Source organism: Streptomyces sp. NPDC004609, assembly GCF_042873655.1.
Classification (GTDB): Bacteria; Actinomycetota; Actinomycetes; order Streptomycetales; family Streptomycetaceae; genus Streptomyces.
This window is the reverse complement of sequence record NZ_JBIALS010000027.1, coordinates 61,401-87,815: the sequence shown is the minus strand read 5'-3', so window position 1 is coordinate 87,815 and position 26,415 is coordinate 61,401. Positions and strand designations below refer to the sequence as shown.

Below are 26,415 nucleotides of genomic sequence, written 5' to 3'. Positions count from 1 at the left end.
ACAATCGCAGCGAGATGACCAGATCGCGCGTGAGTATGAAGGACGTGGCCGCTGAGGCCGGGGGGTCGCTGACGACCGTGTCGTCCTTGGTGAAGCGCTTCTGCAAGTCACTACGTGAGACACATGCAGCCCGCCCGACGGGGAGGGCCGCCGCGTAGCGGGGAGATGTCCGCTTGATCCGGGGCTGACGGGTCAGGCCACCCGCGCCGGGTATTCCGTGGTGATACCGCGCCGCTCGGCAGGACGGGCCGTGCGGCGGGCCGGACGCCTCGTCATCACGGTGGTGATGGCTGCCCAGGTGATCAACAATTCGTTCATCCCGGGGAGGCGTTCTTGGTTCCGGCAGAGGAGTCTGCCCTTCATGCTCCACGACCATGAGCGTTCGATGGCCCAGGTGCGAGGAAGGACGAGGGAGCCCTTCGCGTCCGGTCGGCGGCGCGCCTTCTTGTTGGTGATGTCGAGGTATGTCTCGGCCCCGGTCACCGGTTTTCCGGCTCAGCGGCGCGCTGGTCCGCACGACCGGCGGTTTTCAACGGCAGCACCCGCCGGCGCTGTGGCCGGGCCGGCGCGTGGGGACCCGGGGCCGCGCGCTCCCGGTGATCCCGGGGTGCGGGCGCGGGTGTACGCGGACGTCCTGTACCCCGGAGACCGGGCAGCCGTAGGCCGGTTGAGCGGACCTGCTCCGTGGGCGGCTTGCCCTGCCGGTCCGAGGGCTGACCTGGGCCTGCCGGGGCTGGGCGGTGCTCCGGCAGGTCGGTCCGACAACGGCCTGGGGCGGCCCGGTCCGGGAACTGAGAGGGGAAGTCCTGCTGCCCAAGGAGCGGGTGAGCATTGGGGCTTACGAGCGTCAGTGTCAGTGCCGCCTGGCAAGATCGGGAGCATGACCAGCAGCACCGGCACCCCCGTCCCGCTCCCTGCCAACCACCGTATCTCCGAGGTCTATGCCGACTGGGCGCGCACCCAGACTCCGGAGGCCGGGTCCACCGCCCGCGCCGTGCTCGACGACGCCGACAGGAGACGGCGGCGGGCCTGGGACAAGCCCGGAGCATTCGTGGATGGCATGGAGCGCCTGGCACGAAGTCTGCCGACCCCCCATCTGCCCTGGTTCTGGGACACCATCGGACACTGGCTGCTGGAGACGCACCGCCCCTCCGCCGCCCGCGCCTACGGCCAGGCCCGCGCCGCTGAGCGTAGGCACCAGCTGCACGTCGACCGCGCATGGCGGCAGGCGAACCTGCTGCTGTTCGCCCGGTTCGGCGCCCTGCCCGCCACCGAGCTCAGCGGCCACTCCGCCTGGCTGGCCGGCTTTCTCCAACCGGTCGACGCACACCGCGAGTTCGTCCGTGTACTGGCCATCTGGGCAGCATCGCCCGGAGCGCTCCCCGCGGACCTGGCCCGTCGGATCCGTGACTCGGCCCGCGCCGTCGGCCTCGGCGTGGAGGAGGAGGCTCGGGTGCTGGGCGGGCTGCTGGCCTCGGCCCGCGGCAAGGCCGTACCCGACCGGCTGTTCGAGGCGGCCGCCGGGCCGCTCACCGCGCACCCGCCTGCCGACGACGAGGCCACTGCCCTCCTCGACCTGTTCCCCCAGTCGAAGAACGACGCGGCCACCTGGCTGCGGCTGCTCATCGGCTGCGGCGCCGCTGATGCCGCCGCAGCCGGCCGGATCGCCCCCGAGGGGGGCCTCGCGGAATGGCTGCGCCGCTACGCGGCCGGCTACTCGCACCGCACCGTCGCCGGCGGTGGCGTGACCCGCCAGCCCATGCCGGCCGAGCTCCTCGACCTGGTGAGCCGGTTCGCACCGCTGTTGCGGGTGGGCTCGCCCGTCCGGCTGCACGAGGACCGCTACCAATGGCCGCATCTGGACGCCGACCTGCTCGACCTCTGCCTCGCCGAAGGCATACCCGTCGAGGACCCCGGCCCCGCCATCCCGCTGGCGTTCTGGGGCGAGCACTCGCAGCGCGACCTCACAGCGCTCGCCGCCGACCCGGTGTTCGGGCCGCGGCTGGAGGGCACGGTGCACGCCGGGCTCCGCCCCCGCGGCGGCACCGCCATCAGCCGGCTCCCGCGGAACCCGGGCATTGCCGCCGAGGTGCACGCCCGGATCGAGAAGCTGCTGGAGGCTCTGCGCGGCGGCGGCCTCGCCGCTGCCGACGAAGCCGTCGACGAGCTGCGTGACCTTCTCGACCGGCCCACCGCCATCGCCCTGGACGGCATCGAAGAAGCTCTCGACGCCCTCGACCTCACCGGCCCGCTGGCCCGTGCCCTGCGCGCCGGGCTGCCTGAGGAACTGGGCTGGCCCGCCCTGGATCGGGCCCTTGCCGAGTTCCCGTCCGGCGAGACCGTCCACGTCACCTGCACCTGGCCGGTGCTCACCGTGTACGGGGACACGCGCGCCATCGCCGTCGACCACGCCGACCGGCGCGGCGAGCACACCCTGAAACTGCCCGAGAACTCCCACTCGCACACCGTGCACTGGATCGGCGACCGGTTCCTCGTCTCCTGGGAGAAGGAGCACGAAGACAACGGGCACCGAAGTGCCTACTGGTCCAACCGGCCCGGAGAAACCTTCGAACCGGAGGAATCGTACGGACTGCGCCCCTACGACGGCAGCATCCAGGGCGGCCTCGGCTACCAGTTCGAAACCTCCGACGGCGGCGGTCGGTTCGACGGCGAACGCATCCTGCGCGCCGGAGGCCGCGAGGGCATCGGCCACCGGGACTACCTGATGAGCGACGGCCGCGCCGTCTGGAGCTCCGAGGTGTTCGGGCGCGAAGACCACAGGGGCTGGGCGCGTCTCGCCCCGGACACAGGTGCCCCCACCGACGACCGCACCCTGCCCGCCTTCCACCGCCCCGCCGAAACCCCGCCCGGCACCGCGCCCTTCACCGACCATCGAATCCTCGCCCCACTGCCGCCCGGCGCCCCGCCTTCCCCGCTCGGCCAGGACGGGCGGCTCACCGGGTGCCGGGTCCACTACCGCACCCCGTACTCCGGGCCGTCGCCCCGCGAATTCGTACTGGAATCCATCGACGGCCGCACCGCCACCCACCGCAGCAGCCTCTGGGGCAGCCGCCCCTGGGGCATTCTCGCCCTGCCGCTCGGCGGGGAGGGCGCCGTCCTGGCCGACGAGACCACCATTCGCTGTCACGCCGCCGAGGACGACTCGCTGCTCTGGCAGGTCCACGGCTTCCCCGGCAGCCGTGTGCAGTACCCGAACCGCACCACCCTCGGCGAGCAGGCGGGACCGATGCCACCGCCCGCCTACTGGCACTTCCTCGCCCCCCGCGACGAGACCTCCTCCGAAGCGCTGCGGGCCGTCACCGACACCGCCGTGCACGGGCTGCTGCAACCCGGCGCCGAGAGCGTCGAGGACGCACCCCGCCTCCTGCCCGGCGTGACCGACCCCCGGATCCGGGCGGGCGTCGCCCGCGCGGTCCGGCTCGCCGGCGACGTTCTGCGCCGCCGCCGGGAAGTGTCCCGCCGGGTCGCCGTCATGCGGTCCGGGCCGGTCGTCGACTTGCCCGACCCGGCACCCGACACCCGCCTCACCCCCGCCTTGCTCGGCCTGCTGCCCCACCAGCCCGGCTACGAGGAGCAGCCGCACCCCGCCCTTCTCACCGCGGTCGCAGCCGACGGCCGGCATCTGCGCGACGAGATCGACGACGAGGTCCGGGTACTCGCCCTGCCGGCCGCCCCGCCCGAGTGGGCGGCGCTGACCGGCAGGATCGACGCCGTAGCCTGGCGGGCCGCCGTCTCCGCCACCTCCGAGGAGCAGCGGCAAGCCCTCACCGCCCTGCTCGATGTGTGGAGCGGGCAGCCGTTCGCCGAGGCCGGCAGCGCCTGGCGGACCGGCCGCGCCCGCGAACCGCAGATCGCCGAACTCCGCGCGGCCGGCATCACGGTGGCCTCCGGTCCGGTCCACAACGGCCTTGCCCCCTTCCTCCAGCGCGCCGCCGACCCGGCACCCGCAGACGCCGAGGAATGCACAACCCACACCATCGCAGGAGACGACACCACCCGGATTCCCCGCCTCCTGGCCCTACTCGCCGAACACGGACCGCTGCCGGTGCCCGAAGAGGCCGTGGACCTGTTCCGCTGGCGCACCGGGGTGCCGCGCCCGATCGCCGCCCTGGCCCTCGACGGGTTCCCCGAGGACCCCGACTACAACAAGCACCGCAAGCTGCTCCGTGCCAAGCCGTACAAGGCGGACCGGGCCACTGCCCGGGCGTACGAGAACTTCCAGTGGCAACTCGGCGCCGACGGGCGGCGCACCCTGCTTGCGGCCGCCGTGCCTGCCGAACCGGCCGAGCTGTGGGGGCCGGGTGGCATGACCGCCGCCGCGGACCGGATGGCCGCCGCCTGGGCCGGGCTGCTTGGCACCAGCCCCTACACCGACGACGGCAGTCACGCCGCCGCGCTCGCCGCTGACCACGGCCTGCCCGGGACCTGGGCGACGGCCCTGCTCACCGGCAGCGCCCCGGAGCCCCTGGTGGACACCGAAGCGGTGCAGGCGGCCGCAACGGCCGTCGCCTGGGCGCTCACCGAACGCCCGGTCGGCGATCCGGCCGCGATCGGCGCCCGCGCCGTGATCGACCAGCTCACGAACGCTCCCGCCGGTCTCCTCGCCGGCCTGCGCCGACTGGCGGACCGGTCCACCGCGACCCCGGTCCCGCCGGGCCAGTACGAGACCAACCCGCTGTTCAGCGTCCCGGACCTGGTGGACGAGGCCGCAGCGGCCCTCGGTGTCGGCCGCGACGCGGCCGCCCTCCACCTCCAGATGCACGCCCTCGACCACCCCGCCGACCGCGCCGTCCGCCGCTGGAACACCTGGACCCTCGACCACCACCGCGCCATCCGCAGGGAACTGACCGCCGCGAAGACCCCCCGCCCCGCACCGGCCACCCCTGCAGACGCCCCCGCAGCGGTCCCACTCCCCGTCCACGAACGGTTCATCCGAGCCTGGGCCGAACAGACACGGCCACGAGCTCAGCACGGCTGAGAACCCCTATCGCGATGAGGTCACGCTCAGACGGCAGATGGCGCGGTGTGGCCGGCCCTCACGCGCGCACTCCTGGTGCGGGGGCCCTTGGTCGGAGCCGGGCTGCTGATGCCGCCGACCGCCCCGGTCGGCCGCCGTGGTGTCTGCTCCCGGTCGGCGGCGTACCGGGCGGGCGCGGTGCGGGCGGCGCGGATCAGGTGCTGGAGGACGGGGTCGGCGCCCCAGGCCCGTTCGTACGGGTCGAAGTGCGGGCGCCTTCCCGTCGGTGCCGGCGATCCGCCGGCGGGCGGCCGGTGAACGTCTGCGGTCTAGGTGATCTTGGTCCGGGGGCGGCGGGCGGGCTGGCGCACGCTGAGCCGACGTCCGTCGTCGCGACAAGCGGCATGCGGCCCTGAACCGGACTCCACGGTGGTGTTCCTGGCCCGAGCCTCCCGGGCAACCGGTCTGCTGGACGCCGGATTTCGGCAGGGAGGCGGTTCGGCGCCCTGTCGTGGTCTCTGCCGTCTCCGGTACCGGTGTGGCTACCGGACGGCGCTGGTCATACGGGCCCGCGGCGCGCCGTCCCGTTACCGGCCCGATCCGGGACGCCGACGCGGTTCGTCAGGAAGATGCGGCGGTGTCACCAGCGAAGACGATGATCTTATCGATACGGTCCCGGCGAAGATGTACAACGTCCGTTCCCACCAGGCACGGGCCCCCGTTCGGTGTCGTGAAACTCCACTGATAGCGCGCCCACTCGCCCGGTACGTCCACCGGTGAACAGCGGGCCATCGTCCCGGCACCGGCCGGATGCCGTCTGATGTCCAGCACGAAGCGCTCGACCGCTTCCACTCCCTCACCGCGTCCGAGCGGACCCCAGAAGGTCACATCCGGCGTGAGGGCCTGGGAAAGCAGAGCAGTCACATATGTGTCGTCCGAGGCGTTGAACGCGGAAAGGAACGTGTCGATCGCGGCCTGCGCACTGGTCTCCTCCTGCATGCAACCAGTCATACCAGTACCTGAGCCCCGGCGGCGGGAACAGAAGGATCCTCTGGCGGCGGAATTCTCACCGACCTGTCCCGGTAAGGCGAGGTCGGTACGGTTGGCGGCGATGGCGCCGACGCCGCCCTGATGGCGTCCGCATGCGAGTCGGCTGGCCTCGCGGGTTCGGTAACGGCGACCAGCGCGAACCACCACCGGTCGAGGCGGTCCGGTCCGCTGTGGCGCCCCCTTGCTCCAGCCCCGGACGCGAAGAGAGGTCACGGACATCGGGGGCGGTCGCCAGCCCTCCTCATCCAGGCGACCGATGGTGGTGCTCGTCGCTACCCTGTACTGCTGTGACTGGCTCTGTGCGGCTTCCGCTGCTGTTCCTCGACGTTGACGGACCGCTCATCCCGTTCGGGGCGGAGCCGCAGCAGTACCCGACCTATGCGACAGGTCTCGATCTGTGTGAAGCCGATGCGAACCCGCTCCTGACCAGGATCAACCCTGAGCACGGGCCCAGGCTGGCCGCGCTTCCGTGCGAGGTGGTCTGGGCCACTACTTGGATGGACGACGCGAACGAGTGCATCGCTCCGTTGATCGGTCTTCCGCGGGTGGCCGTGGTGGTCTGGCCAGAGCCGTCTGATATCGACGAGCAAGACGAACGCGAAGGGCTGCACTGGAAGACCCGTGCCCTCGTCGAATGGGCGGCGGGGCGGTCGTTCATCTGGGTCGATGACGAGGTCACTGACACTGATCGGACCTGGGTCGCCACCCACCACCCGGGACATGCCCTGCTCCACCGAGTCGATGCCCGTCTTGGTCTCACCGATGGCGACTATGCGGCTCTCGGCCTGTGGCTGCGACTGCCGTTCAGGCCGGAGGAGCTCGGGCAGCGGAGCATGGTGGCGGCACGCCGCCCAGAGGGCCGCGGGACGTCGAGCGGGAAGCTGGAGTGATCAGCCGGCCCTGGCTGGTTCCCCGGCTCGGACGCGGGGCTGGCGAGCGGATAGGAGTCGGTGCCACTCTCCATGATGGTGCCGTTGAAGGCGAGCCGGTCGACGATGGCCGCGCAGCGGCGGGGGCCGTGAGGGCCTTGGTCCAGCCGCCGAAGGACTCGTCGGAGGGGATAGCCACCTTGCACTTCCCCTCGCGCTCGGGTAAGGAATTGGAACGAAAGTTCCATCCCGTGGCGGTCGACTTCCCTGTAGCCGAGTTCGTCGATACAGAACGGCTCGACGGGGTCATAGCGGGCGATCGTCTTGTTCAGCTGCTTCCCATCGGCCGCCTCGACTGGCTCGTTCATCCGCGCCGTGGCGAGGGTTGGCGAACGCGGTAGCTTTTCATCGCCGTCCCTCGGTACCCAGGACGACGGGGATATGGGACGTGCAGCTGCCCGCGGTGTCGGGCCGCGGGTAGCGGCACGACGAGCAGTCGTCGTGCGACTGCACGACGTGCCGACGGGCAGGCCGCGCATCACGGGTGGTGAGTCGATTCGGGGATCCACTCCGCTTCGCGCTATTCGTGCGCGCCCTGGCGGTTGTCGATCCGGGAGCGGAGTTCGGCGAATGCGACCGCGGTGGAGCCGGCGGGTTCAGCCTGATAGACGACCAGCTGCTGATGAGGGGCTTCATTGACCGTGAACGCGGAGAACTGGATCTGCAGGTCGCCGACCTGAGCATGTTTGAGGTTCTTCGTCTGCCGGGTCTTGCCCTTCACAGTGTGCCGGGCCCACAGCTCGGAGAAATCCGGACTCTTCGCGGAAAGGCTTTCCACGACGTCGGTGATCCGTGGCGATTTCGGGTCGTATCCGTAGGCGGCGCGGAGTTCGGCGACGCACGACTGGGCAGCCTTTTCCCAGTCCTGGTAGAAGTCGCGGCCCGCCGGGTCGACGAAGACCATGCGAGCCAGGTTGTCGAACCGCTGAAAGCCGCTGTGCAGTGCGGCCGCAAGGGCGTTGTGCGCCAGGATGTCCAGTGCCGGGCCCACCACGAAGGCGGGGGTGTCGGGCCAGCTGTCGAGCAGCTGCAGCAGCTGGGGGTTGACCTGGTCGCAGCCGACAGGGAGTGTACGGCGTTCCTGAGATGCCCGGATGAGTCTGCGCAGATGGTCGAGGGCTTCGTCATCAAGGTGGAGGGCGTCCGCGATGGCATCGACGACTTGGGACGAAGGGCTGGACTCGCGCCCCTGTTCCAAGCGCATGTAGTAGTCGGAGCTCACACCGGCGAGCATCGCGACTTCCTCACGGCGCAGCCCTGGCACCCGCCGCCGGCCGTGCTCGGGCAGGCCCACGTCCTGCGGTTTGAGGGCTTCGCGCCGTGCTCTGAGGAACTCTCCCAAGGGGGTACTGTCACTCATGTCCCCAGGCTAGCCTTCCCGTTTCGGATGCACCCGGCTAACGCGATCGCGATGTGCCCTGGTGTGCGGTTGCTTTCGCCAGGAGGGACGTGTCTGGAGCGACGCCCGAGTCGGGTCCCGGGACACCCCGGGCCCGGTGCTGTGGACGAACGGAGTCCGGCTGTCGACGGGCAGGGCGAGCTTGATGGGTGACGGTGAGCGCCCCGACGACGGGATGGTGGTAGCTCTTGGTCCCCCCTCGGTCCCCACAGGGATCTGTGCTCGGCCCCGTATTCGCGGAAGTGCTCGCCGCGCACGGCGAGTTCGCGACCAATTCGCCCGGTTGCGAGTCGGGGTGGCGCCCGGCGCCCCTACGCAGCAGGGCGGCCGTGTCCGCGGCGACGGTCTCCCCATCCGCGTACGACCCGCAGGCGGCGGGGTTGAAGGAGAGGAGCGGCGGGGTTGAGGCAGAGGAACCGGGTCCGGTTCCGCGCGCTCGCGGGCATGGCATCGAAGCCGGTGATCCGTACGGGGGAGAACGGGTTGGAGGCCACCACGTCGGTGCGCCGGCTTCGGACGAATGCGGGGCAGGAAGCGGGGCAGGTCTGTGATGCCGGCATCCTGCGCTCCTTGCCTCCCGGTCCCGTCCTCAGTCCGGCCCGGCGAACGGGTCACGATGGAGAGCCGGCACCGCACTCAGGGAGCCGAGCAACGCCAGAGCGTCGGCGGAGGGGCTGCCGGCCTCGGCCTGGTAGATGATGACTTGCTGGCTGGGGTCGCTGTTGACGGTGAAGGCCTCGTAGTGCAGCTCCAGGTCGCCGACCTCCGCGTGGTGGAGGAGCTTGGCCTCGCGGGTCTTGCCCCGTACGTCGTGGCGGGCCCACAGCACACGGAACTCGACGCTCTTCACCGACAGTTCGCCGACGATTTCGATCAGCCGCGGGTCGTCGGGATCGATACCGACAGCCCGTCGTAGTGCGGCCACACATGATTCGGCGGCACGGTCCCAGTCGCGGTAGAAGTGGTGCGCGGCCGGGTCCAGGAACGTCATGCGCAGCAGGTTGTCGCAGGATGCGAAGCCGGTGAACAGGGCGGCTGCGAGCCGGTTGCGGGCCAGGATGTCCAGGGCACTGCCCAGAACGAAGGCGGGCGTATCGCTCCAGGTGTCCAGGAGCTGCCGCAGGTGCGGGCCGGCCCGTTCGACGCGGGGCGCGCGACGTGTGCGGCGCTTGGTGGGAGTGGCCACGCGGTACAGGTGTGCCACGGCGTCGTCGTCAAGGAGCAAAGCCTTGGCCACGGCTTCGAGCACCTGCCGCGAGGGATGCCGTTCGCGGCCCTGTTCCAGGCGCATGTAGTAGTCGGTGCTCACACCGGCCAGAGCGGCGACTTCCTCGCGGCGCAGACCGGGCACCCTGCGGCGGCCGGACGTGGGAAGCCCGGCGTCCTCGGGGCGCAGCTGAGCGCGCCGTGCACGGAGGAAACCCCCCAGCGCATTGTCGGCCGCGGGGTGCTTGTCTGTGTCCATGCCGTCGAGGTTAGAGCGGCTCGGTGCCCGGTGGCGGGGCGAAAAGGGGGTGCGTTTCTCCCAGGAACTACGGCCCCCTGAAGAGCCGTAGCTTGATCGCCCTGAATGGCACGCGCCGCGAAGCAAGGCGGGCCTCTTGCTATGACCTCGGCCCCTGCGCCTTCTCCGTGGCAGCGTGCGCACTGCGGCTGCCTTCCCCGGGTGTCCTGGCTTTCTTGGGAGGTCGCCCCGGATGCCGTCGACGGGATGATGAATCCGGTGCGGTTCTGTGACGCCCGCTGTCCGGCGGTCTTCCTGCCTTCTTGGCCTGCGCCGTCTCATCTCAGCGCTACCACTCGGCCTGCGGTCGCCCGACACGTGCCTCATCTGATGGGCCGCCTCGTTCTCGGCACCGTCCAGGCCTGTCCGGCGGGACCTGGAGTCGGGTTCCTCACCGCCATGGTCGTACAACGGGCCGTCCACACCGGTCGGCGACGGCCACACGTGCCGACCGGCGGCCTCCTCGCATCTGTGCCGCATCCGCTGTGGCCCATCCCGTAGCGGGTGTGGTGACGCCGAGATAGGGGACTCGGCAGCCTGGGGGTATTTCTCCCAGGAAACTCCCGGCCTTCCTGCCTCTCGCAATGCCTCGCAGGATTGAATGCGTCGGAGGAAATCCCCGATGGGCCTGTGAACGAGAAGCAGAGAAAAGAGACCTGATCATGGCTACTTGGTTCGTCACCGGAGCATCCCGAGGTATCGGTGCGGAGATCGCCCGCGCCGCGCTGGCGGAAGGCAACGATGTCGTGGTCGGTGTGCGGAACCCGGAGCGGGTGCCGGCCGATCTGAAGAATTCCGACAAGGTATTCGCAGTCGCGCTGGATGTGACAGACAACAACAGCATTCCGCAGGCCGTCGAGGCTGCCGTGGACCGCTTCGGCGGCATCGACGTTCTGGTGAACAACGCCGGTCGGGGTCTGATGGGCGCCCTTGAGGAGATTACGGAAGCCGAGGCCCGCTCGCTCTTCGACCTCAACGTGTTCGGCCTGATCAACGTCACCCGCGCAGTACTGCCCGTCATGCGCGAGCAGGGCTCCGGCAAGCTCGTCCACATCGGCTCCCGCTCCGGCTTCGAAGGCGAGCCCGGAGTGAGCCTGTACTCCGCGTCGAAGTTTGCCGTGGCCGGAATCAGCGAGGCCCTGTCGGCCGAAATGGCGCCGTTCGGCATCCAGTCGATGGTCGTCGAGCCGGGTGTGTTCCGCACCGACTTCCTCGACTCCAGTTCCCTGTCCGTGGCCGCTACGCGTATCGCCGCCTACGACAACACCCCGGCCCACGTGACACTGGACTGGATCGGCAAGGCCAACCACGCCCAGCTGGGTGACCCGGTCAAGGCCGGCGCCCTCATCGTCGAGGTCGCCACCGGTGACAGGCTTCCCACCCACCTCTACCTGGGCCGCGACACCCTCGACCGCCTTGAGGTCAAGCTCCGCCAGGTCCAGGAGGACCTCGCTCCCTGGCGCGAGAAGTCAGCGGCCACCGCCCACGACGACGCCGCGTAACTCGCCCCACCGGGAACCCCGAGTCTCCGACCACAGGGGCCTTGTGACCGCCCGGCCGGGTCGGCCCTTCCCTCGGTGGCCACCGGCCGGACGCGGATCCGTCTCCACTGATCCCCCCTCTCCCCTTCCACTTCACCTTCGAAGGAATCCGTCATGTCTGTTCTTCTCTCCGGCTCCCCGCTTGCCGGCCGTGTCGCAGTCGTCTCCGGTGCCTCCAGTGGCATGGGCGCCGCCACCGCCGAACGCCTCGCCGCCCTGGGCGCCGAGGTCGCCGTACTGGCCCGCCGCAAGGACAAGCTCGACGACGTCGTCAAGAACATCGAAAGCGCCGGTGGCACGGCTCTGGCGTATGCCGTCGATGTGACGGACCGCGCCGCCGTCCTGGAAGCCGCCCAGCGGATTGCCGGGGACCTGGGCACCGTGGACCTCGTGTTCAACAATGCCGGAGTGCAGCTCATTTCGGGCATCGAGGAACTCAAGGTCGACGAGTGGCAGCGCCAGATCGACCTCAACGTCACCGGTGTCATGAACGTCATCGCCGCCTTCCTGCCGCAGCTGACGGCCGCTGCCGCGCAGGGCAAGCCCGCCGACCTGATCAACACCTCCTCCATCGCGGCCACCCGCGTCCTGGAGAAGTTCTCGATCTACTCCGGCACCAAGGCCTACATCAGCCACCTCACCCGGCTCCTCCGTGTCGAACTCGGCCCCAAGATGGTCCGCGTCGCCGCCATCGAGCCCGGCATGGTCGACACCGAACTGCCCAGCCACGTCACCGATACGGACGCCAGCGCTCTCATGGCCGGCCTCATCAACGACATCGACTGCCTGCAGTCCGACGACATCGCCGAGACGGTCGCTTTCATGGCCGCCGTTCCTCGCCATGTCAACCTCACCGAGATCACCGTCATGCCCACCGCGCAGGCGATCTGACCACACCGGGTGGGGCTGCACCTCCCCAGAGGCAAGCGGCCCCACCGGAGGCTCGGATCACTGGTCCGTTTCGCCGCGTGCCGGTCCTGCCGCGGCCCCCCGGCTGCCCGCGGTCGACGACGAACCGCGGGCAGCCGGGGCCATGCCTGCTGCCTTCGTCCCGGTGCCGACGACAAGGTGGGTGAGTGATTCCCAGGAGCGCGTCACCATGGGTGGACCGCGGCCTGGATCCCCTGGTCCGGAAGGCGGACTGTAGGGACATGACCAGGAACAACACTCCCCAAGCCCCGCACCCGTACACCGGCATGTGGGTCACCGCGGACGGCTTCATCCGCCAGGAACTGCTCGCGACCGGACGCTACGACGAGGCCCGCGGCAACCGGAAGAGCGCCTACACGGGCCGCTACACCGTCACCGGCAACCACATCGACTACACAGACGACACCGGCTTCACCGCCACAGGCGACGTCCGCAACGGTGTGCTCTACCACGAGCACCTGGTGCTCTACCGCGAAGGTGAACAGCCCACCCGTACGGCATAGAGCCGTCCACACTCCACCGCCGGACACGACAACCCGGCCCGGCGCGTTCATCCCACCCGTCCGCCGGCGACTCTCCCATCACTCCCAACCCGAAGAGACACCCCGATGACACTCCTCACCGCATGAAGGATGGTCGGTCCGACCGCGAGCGCAGCCGGACCAGCCTCCAGCAGCACCACAGCGGCGCCGCCGGCAACTACTCGTACACTTCGGGCCCGTTCCCGGAGGCATCCGCTCGATGCGGCAGCGCACGCGGTCGGCCATCTCGCGGTGAGTTGTTCGCGCCACCCACGCAGACGACGCGGGACGACGGCCTGTTCCGCGCCTTTGACATGGCGACTCCCCTGCGGCGCCGTACGAACCGGAACGCGGTCCGTGGTGCCTCGTCGCTGTCGGCGGTGGGGGCGCGACCGGGCCCTGGCCGCGCCCTCCGTGCGTGCGGGCGGCGTGTCCGCGTGGTGCGGTCAGCGGCGTGGGTGGAAGACGAACTGCCGCGCGCCGCCGTCCGCGAGTTCCAGCGAGAACCCTCCGGTGTCCGGCAGCAACAGGGACGGGATCTCGGTGCCCGGGGACAGCTCTTCGACCCGTCCGGTGCCGAGCGTGACGGCGACGGGCGCCCTTCCGGATTCTCCGGCCGACTGCGTGTAGCCGTATGCCATGCCGTCGGCTACCGACACCAGGTGGACGAACTCCCCCTCGTCGCCCCCGTCGAAGCAGTACGCCTTGCCCTGTTCGAAGTCCAGGGCGACGGTGTCCCAGACGGCGTAGCGACCGTCGGGCGAGAGAGCGGGCTTGGGGGAATCGCCGTCCGACTCCGTCGCGCACGACACGGACGCCACCAGCTTCCCGGACTTCAGGTTGTGCGCGGCCGTCACCGACAGGCCTCCCCGCCCGCTCTCGGGGAGCCAGGTGGACAGGACGTGCCCGCCGAGGACTTTCCCCACTTGGCCGGCGTTGTACTTGTTGGTCTCTATCCTGGTGCCTGGCGGTACGGCGTCGCCGGCGTGCCAGGTGTCTGGGACACCGAAGCCGCCGAAGTTCGGGAGCTGTACGACCGGACCGTCCGGGGAGAGCCCTGTCACCGAGCCCGTGGAACAGGGCTCTTCACCGCACGGCAGTGGCACCTTGTCGTACGTGGTGACGCGGCCCGTCGACAGGTCGATCGCGGCAGCGTGCCGTACGCGTGTTCCATCGTCTTCCCAGCTGACCAGGATCCCGTTCCCGCCATCGGCGACCGTCGGCTTCTCGTAGGCGTTCACCGGTAGGGAGACAGTACGGGCGGGAGAGATCTCCTTCCCGGAGGAGTCCGCCGGGTAGAGGAGCAGGGAGACTGTGTCCGCTTTCGTGTAGCTCGGGGCGTACGCCCACACGGCGACGTACTCGCGGCCGTTGTCGTTCACGACGAGGAGCTGGGGGAGTTTCGACGGGCCTGCGGCCACGTCCTTGCCCAGGGCCGGAGGCTGCCACGGCCGACTGCTCCAGCGCAGCGCGCCGGTGCCGGCCTCACGCGCCTCGACGACATAGTCCTCGCCCTTCTCCTGGAGGAAGGCGACGATGCCCGCCTCGGGCGCGGCTCCCACCGGCACGTCCGTGGCAGCGTCGTCCGGCCACCTGACGGTCTGCTGCCAGCCTCTTGAGGTGGTGAACTGCTTGGGTGCCTTCACCGATGGATTCGGGGACTTCTCGGCGCTCGGCGTGGCTCCGCTCCCGGTGCTGCCGCCGCCACCGCCGCAGGCCGCCAGCATCCCGGCTGCCACCACAGTGACGACGCCCTTCCTCACAGGCCTCATCCGCGCCCCTCTGGTAGGGAGGCGTCCACGATCCGGAACCCTCCTCAAGATCATCGAAGGGTCGTTATAGCACGTCGGATAGGGGCTCGGAGGATGGGCCCGATGGAACCGGAGAGTACGGCTTCGGGGAGGACGTCCTGTGCGCACCGTCCGCGCCCTCCTCCCCGCGCACCGGCAGTACCGGCTTGCGGCCGGTCATCTGGTGGCGCATTTCGCCCGATGGCCACCTCACTGCCCGATGGCCACCTCACTGGCGGCCGCGCTGTTCGGCGATCCGCGAAGGAACTCATCAGCGCCCTTGAAAGCGCAGGTCACGTGGGCTTTGGTCAGATACCGGCGGCGGAAGACGAGATGCCCCCACCCGTGTTCCCGCCCACGGCGCAACCGACAAAGGAAGTTCGGCGAGCGGGCAACGACAGCCGCGCAGCGAATGACCGATTCAGTCAAGTTTAATCCGTTTTAGGACATTATTTGCCGTTTCATTGCCTTCGACATGCTTTCGCTTGACGCTGTGCAGGAGGGGGCCGTCCGCCTCGTCGCCACCCTCAAGGGCCGGTACCGGGCCCGTGGGGCTGGTCCGCAACGCCACGGCAGAAGGAGTCTCGGCATGATCCGCCATTCCAGGACGCTGTCTTCAGGGTGTTTCGCAGCGGTGGGGGCCACCGCACTCATCAGCGTGTTAGTAACCGCGCCGACGGCACAGGCCGCGCACCTCTCCTGCGGTCAGACAGTCACGACCAGCGTCGTTCTCGACGCCGACCTGCTCAACTGCCCCGGTGGCGGTCTGGTCGTCGGCAGCAGTGGCATCACCATCGACCTCAACGGACACACTGTCGACGGCGTCGGACTGGACGTCGGGATCCGAAACGACGGGTTCGACAACGTCACCATCACCAACAGCAGCAGCACTCCTGCCCGTGTGCAGGAGTTCGACTACGGCGTGGCGCTCAACCCTGGCACGTCAGGCAACATCGTCGAGGAACTCGCCACCCAGAATAACGAAATCTCCGGCATCGGACTCGACAACGCCGACAACAACAATCGTGTACGCAACAACCTCATCGACGGTCAGGCCCAGAGAGGTGTCACGATCATCGGCGGATCGAGCAACAACGTGGTCGCCGACAACACGATCAGCAACAACCAGGGCGAGGGCGTCTTCGTTCAGAACTCCGCCGACAACCGCCTCGAAGGCAATCAGATCACCGGCAGCGGAGACGCCGGCCTGACCCTCGAAGGCTCCAGCGGCAACACCCTGCTGACCAACACCGTCAGCGGCAGCAGCGACGCCGCGATCATTCTGCAGCTCGGCTCGAACGACAACCTCGTCCAGAGCAACTCGTCCGGACAGAACGCGGATGCCGGACTGACCGTCTCCGATTCCACCGGCAACCGCATCCTGTCCAACACGCTCCAGGGCAGCGGCGACAGCGGAATCGTCCTCCAGTCGTCCCACGGCAGCACCATCACCGGCAACGACGTCGGCGGAAACACCGGCGGCATCGAGTTGAGCTCCTCCAACAACAACCTGATCAAGTCCAACATCGCCAACGACACCACCGGGGACGGAATCAGCCTGGAACTATCGGTCAACAACCGTCTGGAACTCAATCAGGCCAACCGCAACGGCTCACACGGTATCTACGTCGTCGGAGACGCAGCGCCCGGGGCCGGAAACCAGCTGCTTCGCAACACCGCCAACGCCAACCAGAGCGATGGCATCGCCGTCTCGAAGTCCATTCACACCATCCAGGGCAACACCACCCGCAACAACGGCAGCTGGGGCGTCTACGCCGATCCCGGCAACGTCGACGGCGGAGGCAACCTGGCCAGCAACAACTCCCAGGCCGCACAGTGCACGGGTGTCGTCTGCACCCCCTGACCCGGTGACCACGCCCGTCGGACACAGCCGACTGGCGATACGTGCGTGATGAGCCCCTGACCGACCGAACGGCCGCCCGTCGGCCCAAGGCCGGTCAGGGGCACTTCACTGCTGTGCTCATGCGCACCACACCCACCCGTCCCCCGTACGGTGCTCGTACGGCGGGCGTCTACAGGGCTTTGAAGGCTTCCTCCACGGCCTGGCAGGTGGCGTTGAGGTCGTCCTCCGTCACCGTGGCGGGCACGAACCAGCACGCCATGGCGTAGGCGTTGGTGTGGACTCCGCGTTTGAGCAGTTCGTGGCGGAAGGCGTCATAGCGGGACTGGTCCGCCGACAGCAGGTCACGGTACTGCCGGGTGCGTGCGCCGTCCGGGGTGAACACGACCTGGAACATGGCTCCGACGCCCTGGACCGCGCAGGGTATGCCACGGTCGTGTGCCGCGCGTCGTGTGGCTTCCATGATGCGGCGGCCGGTCTCGTCGATGCGTTTGACGACGGCGGGGTCGTTCAGCGCGCGGAGTGTGGTGAGAGCGGCCGTGGCGCACAGGGGTGACGCGTTGTACGTGCCACCGTGTTTCACCTGTCCCCGCGCCAGTGGTTCCATCACCTCGCGCCGGCCGGCGAAGGCGGCGATCGGGAGGCCTCCGCCCAGTGCTTTGGAGAACACCGCGAGGTCGGGCAGGACGCCGTAGAGGGCCTGTGCTCCGCCGGGACCCGTTCGGAATCCGGTGCAGACCTCGTCGAAGATCAGCACGATCTCGCGTGCGGTGCACTCCTGGCGCAGCAATTCCAGGAAGCCCGGGTCGGGCATGGTGCAGGCGTTGTTGGCCACGATGGGCTCGCAGATGACGGCGGCGAGGTCGTGGTGGGCGTCGAGGACGGCCCGCAGCGCGGCGGGGTCGTTCCACGGGCAGACCACCACATCGTCCACGATGCCGGGCGGGATGCCGGGTGAGTGGGGTACCGCGTGCGGTGTGGTGCGGGGGCCGGCTTCGGCGGCGGTGGGGCGGTTGGAGATGGCCAGGGTGTCGGACCAGCCGTGGTAGTGCCCCTCGAACTTGAGGATCCTGGACCGTCCGGTGTGACCGCGCGCCGCACGCACCGCTCCCTGTACCGCTTCGCTGCCCGAGTTGGCGAACCGGACCAGGTCGGCGGAGGGCACCATCTGGCAGATGAGTTCGGCCAGTTCGACCTCCGGCACGTTGCAGGTGCCGAACATCGTGCCGTTGTGCAGCACCTGGGTGAGCGCCTCGGTGAGGAGCGGGGAGGCGTGGCCCAACACGGCGCTCCCGTAGGAAAGGAGATAGTCGATGTACTCGTTGCCGTCGACGTCCCTGATCCGGGCGCCCGATCCGCTGTGCATGTAGAGCGGGTAGGGGTGTGGTCCGGTGGAGGTGAGCCGGGCGGAGGAGCTGATCCCGCCGGCGAGGGAAGCCTGGGCACGCTCGAACCAGGACCGGCTGCTGTCAGTGCCGCCCAGTGCCGGGAAGACGCCATTCATTGCTGCTCCTGTTTGGATGGGAAGGCCGGGGGACACGCTCCGAGAGCCATGCGTCGAGAAGCGGCTCGCGGAGAGAAGGTGTGTGCAACGTGATGGTGAAGACGGCTGTTGTCACGGGGGCCGGGAGTGGTGTCGGGCGGGCCTGCACGCTGGGCCTGCTGGCCGACGGCTGGACGGTCGTACTCACCGGTCGGCGTGCGGTTCGCCTGGAGGAGACCGCCCGGCTCGCGCCCGATCGGGACCGGGGCCGTGCCCTGGCGGTCCCCGCCGACATCACCGACCCGGTTGCCGTCGACGGCCTGTTCGCCGCCGTGCAGGACCGGTTCGGCCGGCTCGACCTGCTGTTCAACAACGCCGCCGACACCATGCCGTACACCGCCACCGAGGAGGTGAGTGCCGAGGACTGGCATCGTGTCATGGATTCCATCGCCACCGGGACCTTCCTGTGCTCGCGGGCGGCGTTTCGGATGATGAAGCGGCAGTCGCCACGAGGCGGCCGGATCATCAACAACGGTGCCCCTTCCGCCCAGGCGCCCCGGCCCGACTCGATCGCCTTCACCGCGGCCAAGCACGCGGTGGCCGGGCTGGCCCGCTCGCTCTCTCTCGACGGCCGCCGCTACGACATCTCCTGCGGCCAGATCGACATCGGCAATGTCACCCCGGACGACCGGCCGCAGCCTGCGGTGCGCCAGGCCGACGGCTCGTTCCGGGCCGAGCCGACCATGGACATGCGGCACGTCGTCGACATGGTCCGCGCGATGGCCGCGCTACCGGTGGGGGTGAACATCCAGTCCGTCCTGGTCATGCCGAGCGCCATGCCCTACATCGGCCGGGGATAGGGCGGTTCTGATGGGTCTTGCTGGGCTCGCGTGCCCTGGCACCGCACTCCCCCTGGGCCTGGCGGCCCGGGAGGTACCCCCATCCTCCGCCTTGCGATCCACAGCACCAGACCCCGCTCACTGACCCAGCCCGACCCATCAGAAACGCCCTAGTCCCGCGACGTACGCCGTCACCCAGCGGCCGGGGGCCAGCAGCCCGGCCTGCTGCCAGGCCAGCATCCGGTGCAGCCCGTCGAGATGGATCAGCCCCTCGCGGGTCGTCAGCGCGTCGTAGTCCTCTCCGGGCACCGCCCTGGTGCTGAGGAACAGCGGCCGGGGCGGGGCCCCGGTCTGGCGCGCCAGTTTGAGCCCGCACCGCGGATTGGTGACGGCATAGGACGTGCCCAGCGCCGTGAGCCTGGCCGCCGCCTCGGCCACGGTCAGGCCCGTCTTCGGGATCAGCTCGACTTCGCCGTCCTCCCCCAAATGCCAGGGCAGTACGATGCCGAGTACCTCTGTGCCCTCCAGCCGCACCCGGTGCCACCGGCCGCCCAGGATCAGCTCGGCGTTACGGATGTGGGTTTCGGCTTCGTCGTTCGAGTTGGCCTCGTCATCCGGGTCGTACGGGTGGTCACGGCCGAAGATTCCCATGAGGGCGTCGAAGGTGACCGCTTCCAGAACCTTCATTCCGGCACTCCCCTGGCCGTGCGAACGTATTCACTGAAATGACGGTCGGCGAAGAGCTCCGGCCAACGCCCCTGTCCCAGTCCCCGCTCCCGGCCCACGGACAGCACCATGCGCCAGTACGGCTTGACCGGCGGCCACAGCGTGCCCGTCCGGCAGTACGACGCGTCGATCATGTACCGAGCGCGTCCGTCCTTCACCGGACCCCGCGCGGCGCGCCGGGTGTGAAAGAGCGCGGAGTGCAGCAGCACGGTGGAGCCCGGCGGCAGCTCGTCGATGAGCGCTTCCCCCGGCTGTTCGGCCGTCCCGAGGTGGCTCCACGCGTCCTTCTCGGCGACTTGCCGGTGCGATCCGGGCAGCACGGCAAGCGAGCCCATCTCGGGCCGAAGCCCGCCGATGTAGTGCAGGGCGTGAATCATGGGATGCTCGCGGTCCCGCTGTGGGCGCTGTTCGTAGTCGTGGTGCCAGCTCTTGCCGCTGCCTCCGGGCGGGCGGCGGTCACTGTGGAGATGGTGGAAGACAAAAGCCGGTCCCAGCAGGCGGTCCTCACGGAGCAGTTCCAGCAGCGGCGTGTGGGCGGCGAGTTCTCCGTGTGCCTCCATCTGTAACTCCACCACGGACGGCGGAGCGTGCTCCGGGGACGAGCAGGCGTCGATGGACCGTTCCCTCAAGCCGGTGTCGACCCAGTGGTCGACTTCGGGCGTGAGGCGCCGGACCAGCGAGGAGGGCAGGAATCCGGGCAGTATGACGTAGCCGTTCTCATTGAATTTCTCCACCTGCGCTTCAAGGTCGGTGAAGCCGATCACGCGATGAAACCCCCAGTATTCACCGAGATGCTGACAAACACACAGTCGAGTGTCCGGCAGTTTCTATCCCGTGCGCCGAGGGCGCACGCCTGGTCCACCGACAATGGCCTGAAGAGGGCATCTCCTGGTGGCCTGCTCGATGGTCTGAGGTCGTGGTCATCGTCGAGCGCGCGGTACCGGATGAGCTGTGGGAACCGTACGTGCGGGTGATGCCGCCCGCTCCAGCGCAGTCTCAAGGCGGTGGCCGACGGCGGTACGGGGAGCGCGAGGCCGGTGACCCCGGAGCGACGGACGCGGCGGCGGCACGGCGGGCTGGTGGGCACGGAGCGCGGGACGAGGTCGCTGCACGACCCGCCGCATTGTCTGTTGTGACACTCCCGTTGCCGGAACTGTGGGCTCCGCCACAGCTGTCGTGATCTTGCCCTGGTGGACTCGGCCGATGGAATACCTGCTCCTGCTCGTGGTTCCGGCCGGACTGATCACGGCTTTCGGCTTCGCCGGCAAGGGCTTCGGCACCCTCGGCCGGGTCGGCCTCCGGCGCGCCGACCGCGTGGTCTGGCTCCGGAGCCTTGCCGCCCTCCTGGTCGCCGGCACGGCCGTCCTGTACGCATGGGGCCTTCTCCATGTCGTCGGGGCGGTCCTTGAGGCGGAGGACGGCGGGACCGACTCGGCGCCGATCCGGTCCTGCCGTACGCCGGGCTGGCAGGAGCGGACCATGGCCAACGGGATCATCGACTACAGGGTGGAGTATCTGCCGATCCGTTTCGTGTGCGAGACGAATGACGGCGGAAGCTATGCGACCGCCGTTCCCGGCTATATCAACCCGTCGGTGCTGGGCTTCACCCTGGCCGCCGCCGTATGCGCCGGCGCCGCGGCCGTCGCATCCGATCGCCGCACCGGGAAGGATCCGGACGGGTGATACGGGATGGCAGCGCCGTCACTCGGCGTATGGGCCACGGCGTGACGCTCACGGTGCACGGAATCAGGGCTCATGGGGCGACGCGGAAACTGCGCGATCCCCGTCGGCCTGCCGGAACCGAGGTTCCGGGAGAATCCGACCTCCCCGGACGGCAGAAGCGGCCACTCCTGCGCCATGCACACCCGCCCGGACGAACTGAGCGTATTGAGGATGCGCAGGTCGCCGACCTCCCGGGGCGTTGGCGGTATCGTCCGGGCGGTCCGCCGGATTCACCGATGCGAGCGGCTCGGCGCCCCCGGGGTGATTCCCTTCGGGATGTGCCACGGGAGTCGGCGCGGCACAATTCACGGTCCGGCGCCGAGGCAATGGGCTCTGCCGATCCTCGGCGTTCAATAGTCGAACGCCTTTCTGGGTCCAGCGAAATTCGGCAGGGCCGCGGATTCCCTCTCTTCATGCGGAAGATGACGGAATTCACCAGCACGGCCCAGGGGAATCACATCCCTTGGGTGGCCAGGAGGCCCGTTCCGGGGCCCGGTGAACGGCCTCCGGAACAAGTGGAACTCGCAGGCCAAACAACGAATTCCCGTACGGGCACGGGGCAGCAGGCCACCGACCCGGTAGTTCACCGCGTGCGGCTCGGAGAGGGAATCGACGCGGACCCACCTCGCCGAGGAGCGTGTCCAGCACGGCCGCGTGCAGTTCGGCGGTGTTCCGCACGTACACGTAGAGCGAGGCGGGTCCGGTGTCGAGCTCCCGCGCGAGCCGCCGCAGGGTGACCCGGCCGAGCCCTTCGGCCCGCATCAGCCGCACGGCCGTGGCGACGATCCCGTCGTACGTGAGCGCGGCCTTCGCGGGCCGCTCACAACGGCTCCGGGGAACGGAGGAGGCACGCGGGGCGGATTCCGGAGGGATTGGCGTCATGAAGCCAATCTGACGAACACGTTCGTCACGAGCAAGCTCGTGACGCTGGCGCGTGCGTCGGCGTCGACGCGGGCAGGCACCCGCGCACGGCCCCCGGTCTTCACGCCACCTCCCGTCTTCGCCATGATCGGTGGACGACCAGCCGGTTCCCCCGGGCCCCCTTCGCGAACCGTAGGCAACAGCCGAAGGCGCCGTCGCGGAACCTGTTCGCTTCCCTACCAGGCGAAAGGTTGATCCAGTTGCCCGTAGCCACGTCCCGCTACAGGGACCTGCTGACTCGTGAACTCCTGCTGTGGGGTCTGGTCGCCTTCGCCAGCAAGGCCCCGGTGGCCATGGCACCGCTGGCCCTGGTGTTTCTGAACCGGGAGAGCCCGGCCGGCTACACCCTCGGCGCGGGCCTGGCCTCCGCGTACGTGGCAGGGGAGGTGGTGGGCGCCCCCCTGCTCGGGACCCGGCTGGGCCGCAGCCGGATGAGGCGACAGTTGTCGGTCGGGCTCATGGCAGGGGCGCTCGCCTTCTGTGCCCTGCCGCTCGCGGGAACTGCCCCCGCCCCCGTACTGATCGGCCTCGCCTTCCTCGCGGGCGCGGCACCGGCCGCCTGCCCCGGCGGCATCCGAGCCATGCTCACCCGGCTGGTGACGGACGATTCGGTGCCCCGTGCGCTGAGCGCCGAGACCACCTTGACTCAGATCACCTGGGCGGCGGCGCCCGCTCTGGTGGTACTCCTGGCTCTCCAGGTCCACGCCGGAGCCCCACTGATGCTGGGCGCGCTGCTTGCGGCCACCGCCTCGATCCTGCTCCTCCGGCTCCCTGAACCCCGGGATCCCGCATCCGCCGGGCGTGCCGCGGCGCCGATGACACGGACCCTTGTCTCCGGCTGGCCGGTCTACCTCACCAGCGCGGCTTCCATGGCGATGCTGGCCACCGCGGAACTGGTCCTGCCCGCGCTGCTTGAGGAACGGCAGGTCGCGGTCGGGTGGTCGGGGCCACTACTCGCCGGATTCGCCCTGGCCAGCGCCGCCGGCGCGCTCTGCTACGGCCTGCGGACCTGGCCCGGATCCCTGCGGACACAGAGTCTGGCGTTCCTCGTCGTCACCGCCGGGGGCCTCCTTCTGATCACCGTCCTCCCCGGGATCCCGGGCATCGCCTCCGGACTTCTCCTCGCGGGCGTCTTCCAGTCCGGAGTGATGGTCACCCGCAACCTCAGCCTCCGGGAACACCTGCCCCAACACGCTCACGCTGCCGCGTACTCCGTCATGTACGCGGTGGGAGGCCTGGGCTACAGCCTCGCCGCGTCCCTGTCCGCCGTGGCCCTGGACCTGGCGAGCGCCTCGGCCGCGATTCTCGGCGGTGTCGCGATCACCCTCTTGATCACCGCCATCTGCGCGATCGCCGAAATCCGCTCCACACCCCGCACCCCGGCCAAGCCTCCGGCCCTCGTGGAAGAGGATCGCGGCCCGCATTCAGAGGAATAGGAACCGAACTCGCGGTGGCCTGGAGACCTATGGGTCTTGCCCTGCCGCGATACGGCCAGGAAGTGCCGTATCCGCAAGGCGCCGGTCCGACGCCTGATCAGGTACGTACGAAAGGGCGCACCTCGCCCGCCCCGACCCGGCCGAGCACCAGGAGGTAGGGCGCGTCGAAGACGAGCTCGCCGTCGGTGACCCGGTTGTGTGCGGCGAACAGGTCGGCGAGATCGGCCCGTGCGGACTGCCACAGCCCCATGGTTTCGAGCGCGGCGCGGTGTTCGCGGAGGGGACCGGGCTTGTTCTCGAAGGCGGCGACGGCGTGCCTGACCGAGGGAAACCTCACGCGGACGCGTTCCACTTGTGTCCGCACGGTCACCGGGAGAGGGGCGAACCAGGAGCGGACCTGCGCGGGGTCGCCCCAGCGCATGCCCGGGTCCGCTGCGTGCGGCCGATGGCCGAGGTGGCGCCGCGCTGTCGGGGCGATCCGGCCCATGATCCCGTCGGGTGTCCAGGAAGCGACGGCGATCAGTCCTCCCGGCCGGCAGACGCGGACCAACTCGGATGCCGCTTGGGATGGTTCGGGGGCGAACATGACGCCGAAGGTGGACAGGACGATGTCGAACGCGTCCGTGACGAAGGGCAGTGCCTGGGCATCCCCCGCGACGAACCGGGCGCTGCCCGCACCTGCTCCGGACTGACGCGCCCGGGACTCGGCGATGCGCAGCAGGCCGGGTTCCAGGTCGACGCCCACGGCGTGGGCACCGGCCCGCACGGCCGCGAGTACGGCCGGTCCCGAGCCGGTGCCCACGTCGAGTACGTGGGGCGCGGTCGCGCCCCGGACGGGGCCGAGGCCGGCCAGGGCACGGGCGGCCACGTCGTCCGCGGCATGCGCCCAGGCGTCACCGGCCGTGGTGTAGTCGCCACCACGCCAGCCGCCCTCCGTCATCGGGACACCCTTCCCGTGTGGCGCAGCAGGGAGATTCCCTGGCCGCCCAGTTCCTCCGGCACCCCGGCCAGCCCGGCCACCTGCTCGATGTGGTGGACACCCGCGGGCACGGTTCCGGTGAGCACCTCGCGGGCGGCGTACGCGGCGACGAGTCCTGTGGCACGGCTCTGTTCGCGTCCGATGAGGGCGTACGCGGCGTGCCGGTCGCCGCGCCAGGCGTCGACGCCTACCACGAAGCCGTCGTTGCCGAGGTGGACACGGCCCATGACGTGCGTCAGCACCCGCCGGGCACGCGTACTTCCTGCGAGGCGCCCCAACCCGCCGCGACGCAGTGCGAACAGGGCGGCGGTCAGCGGGCGGGAGTCCAGGCACAGCCGTGTGGTGACCCGGGGGACGCCGAGAGTACGGGGAAGGGTGTACTGGTCGGAGAACGGGAAGGGGTGGGCCGTCCTGGTGCCGTAGCCGGGCAACTCGATCCGCGCGGGACGGGCGGGCACGGGCTCGGCCAGACCTGCGAGGGTCCAGCGCAGCGCGTCGGCACCGTGGTGTTCCCCGGCTCCCAACAGCAGCGTGAGGTCGATGCGCTCCGCGCCGCCGACGGCCTCGTGGGCGCGTCGGGCGAGCACGTTGGTCAGACCGGGCGCGACGCCCACACTGAGCACGGCCGAGGCGCCGGCCTGCCGAGTCGGGAGACCCACATCCGTTACTCCGTCCAGGAGTTGCGCGGAGGCACCGACGTCGACCAGGTGGATGCCGCGCTCCAGACAGAGCCGGGCGATGGTCGTGTCCGGAGGCTCCACACACAGCACGACAAGGGTCACATCACCGAGTAGGTCCAGCGTCTGGCGGAAACCGTCCGGGTCCCCGACGTCCACACGGACTCCGCCGAGTCGGCGGGCCTTCGCCTCGTCGCGACCGGCGGGCACCACACGGCCGGGGAACCATGCGCCGAGTACCGACGTCACGGTCGTGCCGACGGCGCCGTAGCCGCCCACGACGAGGATGCGCCCGGCCGAGTCCGGACCCGGCGGTTTCGCTGTAGTCATACTCCAGTGAATACACTGTAGTGTCACTACAGTCAAAGTTCAGGAGCCGTGGACCCGTGCCCACCACCCGCGCCGAGAAGGCCCTTCGTACCCGGCGGCGGATGCTCGACGCCGCCCACCGCCTCTTCGTCGAACGCGGCTGGACGCGCACGACCGTCGAGGACATCGCGCGCGCCGCCGAAGTGGGCGTGCAGACCGTGTACTTCACCTTCGGCAACAAGCGCGCTCTGCTGAAGGAGGCCCTGGACACCGCGATCGCCGGTGACACGGACCCGATCACCACGCTCGACCGGCCCTGGGCGCGCGAGGTCCTCGCGGAGCCCGCCCCCGCCGCGCAACTCGCCCTCCAGGCCGCCGGTGCCCGGCGCGTCCTGGAGCGCGCCGCTCCCGTGCTGGAGGTGGTGCGAGCGGCAGCCGCCGCCGACGCGGAACTCGCCGAGCTGTGGCGAGCCAACGGGGAGCAGCGGCACACGGTCCAGCGGCGATTCGCCGAGGCGCTGGTGGAGAAGGCCGGCGACGCGCTGCGCGACGGCCACGACGCCGCCTCCGCCGCCGACATCGCCGTGACCGTGCTCGGCCCGGAGACCTACGCCCTCCTGGTCACGGGGCGCGGCTGGTCCCCGTCCCGTTGGGAGCACTGGGCCGCAGACGCACTCGTACGGCAGTTGCTGCCCTGAGCCGAGGGGTGGTCTACTCGGCCGCCGGCACAGCGTGAACCGTCTGCCCGCTCGGGCCCGGACGCCCGCGGAAGCCGCCGTCGTATACGGCCCCGGAGCTGCGGAGAGGATCGCCGCCGGGG

The 26,415-nt window shown here is 69.9% G+C and carries 21 protein-coding genes and 2 pseudogenes; 10 read left to right on the top strand and 13 right to left on the bottom strand.

The annotated features are described in order from the left end of the window. Positions 1-192 precede the first annotated feature (192 nt). Complete coding sequence (locus tag ACFYT4_RS24980; protein ID WP_389273112.1) at positions 193-483, bottom strand: hypothetical protein; 291 nt, start codon at positions 481-483, stop codon at positions 193-195. A gap of 397 nt (positions 484-880) precedes the next feature. Here ACFYT4_RS24980 and ACFYT4_RS24975 point away from each other — a divergent pair, with 397 nt between their 5' ends. Then, a complete protein-coding gene (locus tag ACFYT4_RS24975) occupies positions 881-4,999 on the top strand; it encodes a hypothetical protein (protein WP_389273109.1) in 4,119 nt (1,372 codons plus the stop codon). 600 nt (positions 5,000-5,599) lie between these two features. Here ACFYT4_RS24975 and ACFYT4_RS24970 read toward each other — a convergent pair. After that, complete coding sequence (locus ACFYT4_RS24970; protein ID WP_389273106.1) at positions 5,600-5,977, bottom strand: nuclear transport factor 2 family protein; 378 nt, start codon at positions 5,975-5,977, stop codon at positions 5,600-5,602. 338 nt (positions 5,978-6,315) lie between these two features. Between ACFYT4_RS24970 and ACFYT4_RS24965 the strand changes: the two genes are divergently transcribed. Next, entirely contained in the window at positions 6,316-6,918 is a 603-nt protein-coding gene (locus tag ACFYT4_RS24965; protein ID WP_389273103.1) for an HAD domain-containing protein, read from the top strand. 559 nt (positions 6,919-7,477) lie between these two features. Here ACFYT4_RS24965 and ACFYT4_RS24960 read toward each other — a convergent pair. The 4 genes and pseudogenes from ACFYT4_RS24960 to ACFYT4_RS24945 form a co-directional block, all read right to left on the bottom strand. Then, positions 7,478-8,317, bottom strand: a complete 840-nt coding sequence (locus ACFYT4_RS24960) for a helix-turn-helix transcriptional regulator (protein ID WP_389273100.1) — start codon at positions 8,315-8,317, stop codon at positions 7,478-7,480. A gap of 37 nt (positions 8,318-8,354) precedes the next feature. Next, a complete protein-coding gene (locus ACFYT4_RS24955; RefSeq protein ID WP_389273097.1) occupies positions 8,355-8,807 on the bottom strand; it encodes a hypothetical protein in 453 nt (150 codons plus the stop codon). After that, positions 8,773-8,916 (bottom strand): annotated as a pseudogene (locus ACFYT4_RS24950) (transcriptional regulator); the annotation flags it as partial. The pseudogene ACFYT4_RS24950 and the gene ACFYT4_RS24955, both read right to left, overlap by 35 nt. Positions 8,917-8,945: 29 nt before the next feature. Then, positions 8,946-9,821, bottom strand: coding sequence for a helix-turn-helix transcriptional regulator (locus ACFYT4_RS24945; RefSeq protein WP_389273094.1), 876 nt, complete (start codon positions 9,819-9,821; stop codon positions 8,946-8,948). Between the two features lie 701 nt (positions 9,822-10,522). Between ACFYT4_RS24945 and ACFYT4_RS24940 the strand changes: the two genes are divergently transcribed. From ACFYT4_RS24940 to ACFYT4_RS24930, 3 genes are all read left to right on the top strand, one after another. Beyond that, positions 10,523-11,362 carry an SDR family NAD(P)-dependent oxidoreductase gene (locus ACFYT4_RS24940; protein WP_389273091.1) on the top strand — a complete coding sequence of 280 codons (840 nt, stop codon included), beginning with the start codon at positions 10,523-10,525 and terminating at the stop codon, positions 11,360-11,362. Between the two features lie 153 nt (positions 11,363-11,515). Beyond that, positions 11,516-12,292, top strand: coding sequence for an SDR family oxidoreductase (locus tag ACFYT4_RS24935; protein WP_389273088.1), 777 nt, complete (start codon positions 11,516-11,518; stop codon positions 12,290-12,292). Between the two features lie 260 nt (positions 12,293-12,552). Further along, a complete protein-coding gene (locus ACFYT4_RS24930; RefSeq protein ID WP_389273085.1) occupies positions 12,553-12,834 on the top strand; it encodes an Atu4866 domain-containing protein in 282 nt (93 codons plus the stop codon). Between the two features lie 464 nt (positions 12,835-13,298). Here the strand turns inward: ACFYT4_RS24930 and ACFYT4_RS24925 are convergent, their stop codons facing one another. Then, positions 13,299-14,624, bottom strand: a complete 1,326-nt coding sequence (locus tag ACFYT4_RS24925; protein WP_389273082.1) for a hypothetical protein — start codon at positions 14,622-14,624, stop codon at positions 13,299-13,301. A 676-nt stretch (positions 14,625-15,300) separates the two neighbouring features. On the opposite strand from ACFYT4_RS24925, the gene ACFYT4_RS24920 reads away from it, so the two are divergent. After that, positions 15,301-16,506, top strand: coding sequence for a nitrous oxide reductase family maturation protein NosD (locus ACFYT4_RS24920; protein WP_389273080.1), 1,206 nt, complete (start codon positions 15,301-15,303; stop codon positions 16,504-16,506). A gap of 169 nt (positions 16,507-16,675) precedes the next feature. Here ACFYT4_RS24920 and ACFYT4_RS24915 read toward each other — a convergent pair whose 3' ends face one another. Next, positions 16,676-18,007, bottom strand: coding sequence for an aspartate aminotransferase family protein (locus ACFYT4_RS24915; protein WP_389273077.1), 1,332 nt, complete (start codon positions 18,005-18,007; stop codon positions 16,676-16,678). A gap of 92 nt (positions 18,008-18,099) precedes the next feature. Between ACFYT4_RS24915 and ACFYT4_RS24910 the strand changes: the two genes are divergently transcribed. Then, on the top strand, positions 18,100-18,846 hold the full coding sequence (locus ACFYT4_RS24910) for an SDR family oxidoreductase (protein ID WP_389273189.1): 747 nt from the start codon (positions 18,100-18,102) through the stop codon (positions 18,844-18,846). Between the two features lie 138 nt (positions 18,847-18,984). Here ACFYT4_RS24910 and ACFYT4_RS24905 read toward each other — a convergent pair whose 3' ends face one another. Both ACFYT4_RS24905 and ACFYT4_RS24900 read right to left on the bottom strand, forming a co-directional pair. Continuing rightward, positions 18,985-19,512, bottom strand: a complete 528-nt coding sequence (locus ACFYT4_RS24905) for a DUF6309 family protein (RefSeq protein ID WP_389273074.1) — start codon at positions 19,510-19,512, stop codon at positions 18,985-18,987. After that, entirely contained in the window at positions 19,509-20,285 is a 777-nt protein-coding gene (locus tag ACFYT4_RS24900; protein WP_389273071.1) for a phytanoyl-CoA dioxygenase family protein, read from the bottom strand. Before ACFYT4_RS24900 ends, ACFYT4_RS24905 begins: the two co-directional genes overlap by 4 nt. 469 nt (positions 20,286-20,754) lie before the next feature. Between ACFYT4_RS24900 and ACFYT4_RS24895 the strand changes: the two genes are divergently transcribed. Then, on the top strand, positions 20,755-21,234 hold the full coding sequence (locus ACFYT4_RS24895; protein WP_389273068.1) for a hypothetical protein: 480 nt from the start codon (positions 20,755-20,757) through the stop codon (positions 21,232-21,234). Between the two features lie 657 nt (positions 21,235-21,891). On the opposite strand, the pseudogene ACFYT4_RS24890 reads toward ACFYT4_RS24895, so the two are convergent. Then, a pseudogene (locus ACFYT4_RS24890) lies at positions 21,892-22,155 on the bottom strand (TetR/AcrR family transcriptional regulator); the annotation flags it as partial. A 239-nt stretch (positions 22,156-22,394) separates the two neighbouring features. Between ACFYT4_RS24890 and ACFYT4_RS24885 the strand changes: the two are divergent. Beyond that, positions 22,395-23,630, top strand: a complete 1,236-nt coding sequence (locus tag ACFYT4_RS24885; RefSeq protein ID WP_389273066.1) for an MFS transporter — start codon at positions 22,395-22,397, stop codon at positions 23,628-23,630. 97 nt (positions 23,631-23,727) lie between these two features. On the opposite strand, the gene ACFYT4_RS24880 is transcribed toward ACFYT4_RS24885, so the two are convergent. After that, positions 23,728-24,570, bottom strand: a complete 843-nt coding sequence (locus ACFYT4_RS24880; RefSeq protein ID WP_389273063.1) for a class I SAM-dependent methyltransferase — start codon at positions 24,568-24,570, stop codon at positions 23,728-23,730. Beyond that, the gene (locus ACFYT4_RS24875) at positions 24,567-25,616 is read right to left on the bottom strand and encodes a saccharopine dehydrogenase family protein (protein WP_389273060.1); all 1,050 of its coding nucleotides are present in this window, start codon (positions 25,614-25,616) and stop codon (positions 24,567-24,569) included. The genes ACFYT4_RS24880 and ACFYT4_RS24875 overlap by 4 nt, the downstream gene beginning before the upstream one ends. Positions 25,617-25,672: 56 nt before the next feature. Here ACFYT4_RS24875 and ACFYT4_RS24870 point away from each other — a divergent pair, with 56 nt between their 5' ends. Next, positions 25,673-26,293 (top strand): helix-turn-helix domain-containing protein, encoded by a 621-nt coding sequence (locus tag ACFYT4_RS24870; RefSeq protein WP_389273057.1) that lies wholly within the window; start codon positions 25,673-25,675, stop codon positions 26,291-26,293. The last annotated feature ends 122 nt before the right edge of the window (positions 26,294-26,415 follow it).